Consider the following 6,239-nt stretch of genomic DNA (forward strand, 5'->3'; position numbering starts at 1 on the left):
ACTCAAAACAAAAGCCCAAATCTGCTATTTTTTGCTTTTTTAGTCATTCTTTTTCAGAAAAATTTAGCTTATGTCCTATTTAACAAACTTTATGCACGCAATAGTCCTTTGTTTATGATATATTTTGTAATTTCGCAACAAAATGTATAAAACCAACAAACGATAAATCAATTAAACAATTAAAAGAATATGAAGAAGAATATGTTTTTGTGCGCAGGTCTCTGTGCTGTATTGGCATTTACAAGCTGTAAGTCAAGCGAGAGCGCATACAAGAAGGCTTATGAGAAGGCTCAGGCAAAGCAGGAGCAGCCTGCTGTTCAGCCTGTTCAGGAGGAAACTCCGGTTGTTGCTCCGCTGGTGGAGCGTCCTGCAACGGAAACAACAGTTATGGACAACTCTGACAACGTATCGGTTCGTTCAGAGAACTTCACACTCGTTGACGGTTCGGGCTTGAGCAACTTCAGCGTTGTAGTAGGTTCGTTCGGCGTGAAGGCTAACGCAGAGGGCTTGCAGAGCCAGCTGAGAGCCGCAGGCAAGAACGCTCAGATTGTATACAACTCGGAGCGCAACCTCTATCGTGTTGTAGCTGCTACATTCGCTACAAAGGCTGAGGCAGCACAGTCTCGTGACCAGCTCATGGGTCAGTATCCTGGTGCATGGCTTCTTTACAAAAAATAAATTCTAAAACATTATTATTATAGTGGCGCGAATACTTTCGATTGATTACGGAAAGAAGCGCACGGGTTTAGCTGTCACCGATCCGCTGCAGATTATAGCCGGCGGATTGGCGACAGTTGCTACGTGCGACCTTATGACTTACTTGCAGAGCTACGTTGCACGCGAGAGCGTGGAACGCATCGTTGTGGGCGAACCGAAACAGCTTAACGGTGAACCGAGCGAGAACCTGCCTCGTGTGAAGCAGTTTGTAGCAAAGCTGCGCAAGACGCTTCCAGACATCCCCGTTGAGTTCTACGACGAACGCTTTACGTCAGTTTTGGCTCACAAGACAATGATTGATAGTGGAATCAGCAAGAAGGCACGTCAGAACAAGGCGCTTGTCGACGAAATCAGTGCTACTATTATTCTACAAGATTACCTTCGGATGAAGGGAAAATAACAGAATTATGATTTTACCTATTTATACTTACGGCAACGCTGTATTGCGTAAGGAGGCACAGGACATCACTCCCGACTATCCTGAGCTGCAGACCTTGATAGCCAACATGTTTGAAACAATGGACGCAAGCGACGGCATCGGTCTCGCTGCTCCGCAGATTGGCTTGGATATCCGCGTTGTCGTCATTGACATTGACGTGCTCAGTGAAGATTATCCTGAGTACAAGGGTTTCAGACACGCATACATCAACCCGCACATTCTTGAGTACGACGAGAATTCGGAGAAGAAGTCAATGGAGGAGGGCTGCCTCTCGCTGCCCGGCATCCACGAGAATGTGAAGCGTCCTACACGTATCCACGTGCGCTATCAGGACGAGAACTTTGTAGAACACGACGAATGGGTGGAAGGCTACTTGGCTCGCGTAATGCAGCACGAGTTCGATCACCTCGAAGGCACAGTGTTCGTCGACCGTATATCGCCGATGCGCAAGCAGATGATACGCGGCAAACTCAAAGACCTTCTGCAGGGCCGTTTCCGCTGTGCTTACCGCACGAAGATACCCAGAAAATAAAAACACATCTTTATTTATATGAAGCAAATCATAGTCCTTATATTACTTGCCATTCTGCCGCTCCACGAAGTACGGGCGCAATACAATACCAACCGTCTGATTATCTCGGGGCAGAGCGCATTGTACTATGAGGACTATGTGCTTTCTATACAGTATTTCAACCAAGCTCTTGCTGCAAAGCCTTATCTCTACGAGCCTTGGTTTTATCGCGGACTTGCCAAGTTCTATCTCGACGATTACACCGGCTCAGAGGCAGATGTGACGCGTGCGATAGAACTCAATCCGTATATCTACAACATGTTTGAGCTGCGTGGACTCTGCCGCATTAGACAAAAGCGCTACGCTCTGGCTATCGACGACTACACACGCTCAATAAATCTTAATCCGCAGAACCAGACTGCGTGGTACAACCGTGCGCTCTGCCGTGTTGAGGACAAGGACTACGCACAGGCGCAGCTCGACCTCGACACCGTCGTTACACGCTGGCAGTCGTATGCCAGTGCCTACTCGCTGAAGGCGCAGGTTTATCTTTTGCAGACCGACACGCTCACCGCTGACAAGTGGCTCGACAAATGTCTGAAGGTGGCACCTTACGACGTCGACGCATGGAACATGCGCGGCATGATTGCACTCTCGCGTGCCGAGTGGAAGAACGCCGACACATATCTCAGTAAGGTGATTCACCTTAAGCCGAAGAACGCCGCCAACTACGTGAACCGTGCGTTGGCACGCTACAACATCAACAACCTGCGCGGCGCAATGGCTGACTATGATACGGCGCTCGACTTCGACCCCAACAACTTCCTTGCTCACTACAACCGCGGACTGCTCCGCATGAATCTCGGCGACGACAACCGCGCTATCGAGGACTTCGACTATGTGATACGCATGGAGCCCGAGAACGTGCTTGCCATCTTCAACCGAGCTATATTGCTCGACAAGACAGGCAATCTGCGTGCTGCTATCCGCGACTACTCAACGGTTATCAAGCAGTTCCCCAACTTCTGGACCGGTCTTGCGCGCCGTGCCAACTGCTACCGTCGTCTTGGCATGAAGGCGAAGGCGGAGCTTGACGAGTTCCGCATTCTGAAGGCCCAGATGGACAAGCATATAGGCAGGCAGCCACGCTGGACCGCTACGAAGGCAAAGCAGATGCGCCGCCGCAGCGAGATTGATATGGAGAAGTATAATCAGATTGTGGTGTCTGATGACAACTCCGCCGAGCACGAGTACAAGAGTGAGTATCGCGGACGTGTTCAGGACCGTGCTACGGGCAACGAACCGCTGCCTATGTTCTGTCTCTCACTGGTGCGCTACACAAACGATGTGCGCTCTTACCAGCCATTTGCGCCGGTTGTCGACGCATTCAACCGTCACAACGCGCCGCTTCATGTATACGTGAACAACCAGCAGCACCGCCTCGACGAGTCGCTCTCGCGCCGCTATCTTGCTGTTGTCGACTCGCTCACAACTCGCATCAATGCCGAACACAACGAGAAGCGCCTTTTGCCGCTGCTCGTTCAGCGTGCTGTAGCCGAAAGCGTGACGCAGAACTATGACGCTGCGCTCAACGACCTGAATACGATTCTCGGTTCGGACGACAATTGCGTGCTGGCTCTCTGGCATAAAGCCTACTGCCAGTCGATGGCTAACGAGTTCAGTATAGCTGCCTCTATGCAGAACGGCGCAACGGACAACGACAAGCAAGGTCGCGATATGAGCTTCGCGCTCAACCGCTCGAAGGTTGTCGACTGCCTCAATCAGGCTATCATGCTCGACCGCGAGAACCAGTTCCTTTACTACAACCGCGGCTGCGCGCTGCTTGCCAACAAGAACTACACGCAGGCAATCGACGACTTCACACGCGCCATAAACATTGATAACGGACTCGCAGAGGCTTATTACAACCGCGGATTGGCACGTATAAAGAATGGTTCGCAGCAAGAAGGCATTGCCGACTTGAGCAAGGCTGGCGAGCTCGGACTTTATAATGCCTATAGCGTTATAAAGCGCATCGCCTCTAAAAACTAATCTTGTGATTGATATTCAATAAGATGAAAATCGAATATAAATAACCAGTACAATCATAATGACAAAAAATCTAAACTTAAGAAAAGTCTTTTTCTTGGCACTGCTGATGTTCTGTGCCAATCTGTTTGCTGCCGGCAACGGCTATACGCCGCAGAAGCGTGAGTTTCGCGGAGCGTGGATTCAGTGTGTGAACGGACAGTTCATCGGAATGTCCACCCAGAAGATGCAGCAGACGCTTGCCTATCAGCTCGACGAGTTGCAGAAGGACGGTGTGAACGCCATTTTCTTCCAGGTGCGTGCCGAGTGCGACGCTCTCTATAAGAGCGATATTGAGCCGTGGAGCCGTTTCCTCACCGGTGTGCAAGGCAAGGCGCCGCAGCCTTATTGGGACCCGCTGCAGTGGATGATTGAGCAGTGCCACAAGCGTGGCATGGAGCTTCACGCATGGCTGAACCCGTATCGTGCAAAAACCAAGTTCACGAGCACCCTCGACCCCAAGCATGTAGCTATGAAGCATCCGGGTCGCGTGTTCCCTTACGACGGCCTCTTCATCCTCAATCCAGGCTTACGCGAGAACCGCGAGTATATTATTAAGGTGGTTGACGACATTGTGGAGCGCTACGACATCGACGGCATTCACATGGACGATTATTTCTACCCATATCCAGTAGCCGGTCTGCAGATACCCGATGACCGCGAGTATGCAGCCAACAGCAACGGCATCACCAACCGCGACGATTGGCGCCGCGACAACGTGAACGTGTTCATCAAGGAGTGCGGCGAGGCTATCCACCGACTGAAGCCGTGGGTGAAGTTCGGTGTGTCGCCTTTCGGCATCTATCGCAACAAGCGTCCGGGTGTAGAGGTGGGCAGCCTCACGAAGGGCACACAGAACTACGACGACCTCTATGCTGACGTGTTGCTGTGGGTGAACAACGGTTGGGTAGACTACTGCGTGCCGCAGCTTTACTGGCAGATTGGTCATTCGGCAGCCGACTACAAGACGCTGATAGAGTGGTGGAATCGCTACGCATCAGCCCGTCCGCTGTATATCGGCGAGGATGTGGAGCGTACAGCAAAATTCGCCGACCTCGACAATCCGAATAGCAATCAGATGCCGGCAAAGTTCGCGCTCCATTCGCAGTTGCCAAACGTCAACGGCACCGTGCTCTGGTACGCCAAGGCTGCTGTAGACAATGTTGGCAACTACGGCACAATGCTGCGCAACAAGTATTGGCGCTATCCGGCTCTTCAGCCACGCATGCCGTTTATCGACTCGAAGGCGCCGAAGAAACCGAAGAAGGTAAAGCCAGTGTGGACCTGCGACGGATACATACTGTTCTGGACAAAGCCTAATGCTAAGCATTGGGACGACGAGGTGCACAAGTTCGTTGTATATCGCTTCGAAAAGGGCGAGAAGATAAATCTTGACGACCCGACGAAGATTGTCACTATAACCGATAATGAATACTACAAGCTGCCTTACGTTGACGGCAAGAAGCGCTACACATACGTCGTTACGGCGCTCGACCGCATGAGCAACGAGAGCAAGGCTGTGAAGAAGAAGCTGAAGCTGTAGGATTAAACGCAATAAAACAACGAAGGCTGGGAAGCAATAGCATCCCAGCCTTTGTTGTATCTGTAAATTGTAAAAGCGCTTATCTTATTCTGTCTGCTGCGCGCACGAGTTTCTCGTCGTGAATCACTCCAGCGCGTGCCATGAACACCAGTATGGCAGCTACGGCAGGCAGACAAGCTGCGAAAGCGATGTTGAAAGAGAAGTCGACGGACGACGTGTTGCGTGCCGTAACTCCCAGTACGATGTACCAAGCGATGAGCAAGAAGAGGTTGCATACGCAGAACTTGCTCTGCAGCTTTCGGTTGTTGAAGAGGAAGATTGTTCCCAAGCTGAGCGCTGCGCTCATCACGAGGATGCCGAACAGTCCGCAAACGGAGTAGTTGGCACCTGCGCTTGTGACGATGCAGAGGTTGTAGAGCTTGATGCTTCCGCCCATTCCCATCGGTGCTATCTCTGCTATAGGCAAGCAAAGACAAACCACCGTGGCGATGAAGGCTAACAGCAGGAACAACGATTGCTTACGTTGTATCATTATGCCTGCTCCTGATTGTTGTCCTGTGACGGGTCGCGGAAGTAAACGTTACCCTCAATGAACTCCTGAGTTGCCAAAAGTGTTGGCTTCGGCAGTTTCTCGTAGTAGCGAGAGATTTCAATCTGCTCACGGTTTTCGAACACTTCCTCGAGCGAATCGTTGTACGAAGCGAATTCAGCCAACTTCTTGTTGAGATCCTGCTTGATTTCTACAGCAATCTGGTTTGCACGCTTAGAAATGATAGCTACGCTCTCGTAGATGTTTCCAGTCTGGTCACAGAGGTCCATGATGTTGCGTGTCACTGTGTTTACTGGCGCTTTTGACTTTTTATAATCCATATATTTATAAATATTTAGTTTTAGACTATTCTATTATTCTGCTATTATACTCTTCTTCATCTTGTGAACAA

7 protein-coding genes are annotated in these 6,239 nt (G+C 50.6%); 5 read left to right on the plus strand and 2 right to left on the minus strand.

The genetic code is table 11. The features are described from left to right. Nucleotides 1-189 precede the first annotated feature (189 nt). Genes KTQ90_RS12535 through KTQ90_RS12555 form a run of 5 tightly spaced genes read left to right on the plus strand, consistent with a single transcriptional unit; the run spans nt 190 to nt 5,298 of the window. Nucleotides 190-678: an SPOR domain-containing protein gene (locus tag KTQ90_RS12535; RefSeq protein ID WP_022157179.1), complete on the plus strand. Its 489-nt coding sequence runs from the start codon at nt 190-192 to the stop codon at nt 676-678. A 22-nt stretch (nt 679-700) separates the two neighbouring features. Further along, on the plus strand, nt 701-1,117 hold the full coding sequence (gene ruvX, locus KTQ90_RS12540; RefSeq protein WP_217318713.1) for a Holliday junction resolvase RuvX: 417 nt from the start codon (nt 701-703) through the stop codon (nt 1,115-1,117). Nucleotides 1,118-1,124: 7 nt separating this feature from the next. Further along, nucleotides 1,125-1,688, plus strand: a complete 564-nt coding sequence (gene def, locus KTQ90_RS12545) for a peptide deformylase (RefSeq protein ID WP_022157177.1) — start codon at nt 1,125-1,127, stop codon at nt 1,686-1,688. An 18-nt stretch (nt 1,689-1,706) separates the two neighbouring features. Next, entirely contained in the window at nt 1,707-3,719 is a 2,013-nt protein-coding gene (locus KTQ90_RS12550; RefSeq protein ID WP_217318714.1) for a tetratricopeptide repeat protein, read from the plus strand. Nucleotides 3,720-3,777: 58 nt separating this feature from the next. Further along, nucleotides 3,778-5,298 (plus strand): glycoside hydrolase family 10-like protein, encoded by a 1,521-nt coding sequence (locus tag KTQ90_RS12555; protein WP_217318715.1) that lies wholly within the window; start codon nt 3,778-3,780, stop codon nt 5,296-5,298. Nucleotides 5,299-5,377: 79 nt separating this feature from the next. Here KTQ90_RS12555 and KTQ90_RS12560 read toward each other — a convergent pair whose 3' ends face one another. Continuing rightward, the gene (locus KTQ90_RS12560; RefSeq protein WP_022157174.1) at nt 5,378-5,830 is read right to left on the minus strand and encodes a DUF4293 domain-containing protein; all 453 of its coding nucleotides are present in this window, start codon (nt 5,828-5,830) and stop codon (nt 5,378-5,380) included. After that, nucleotides 5,830-6,168: a DNA-directed RNA polymerase subunit omega gene (locus KTQ90_RS12565; RefSeq protein ID WP_007897570.1), complete on the minus strand. Its 339-nt coding sequence runs from the start codon at nt 6,166-6,168 to the stop codon at nt 5,830-5,832. Before KTQ90_RS12565 ends, KTQ90_RS12560 begins: the two co-directional genes overlap by 1 nt. Between the last annotated feature and the right edge of the window lie 71 nt (nt 6,169-6,239).

The organism is Leyella stercorea, from assembly GCF_019052365.1.
Taxonomy (GTDB): domain Bacteria; phylum Bacteroidota; class Bacteroidia; order Bacteroidales; family Bacteroidaceae; genus Prevotella.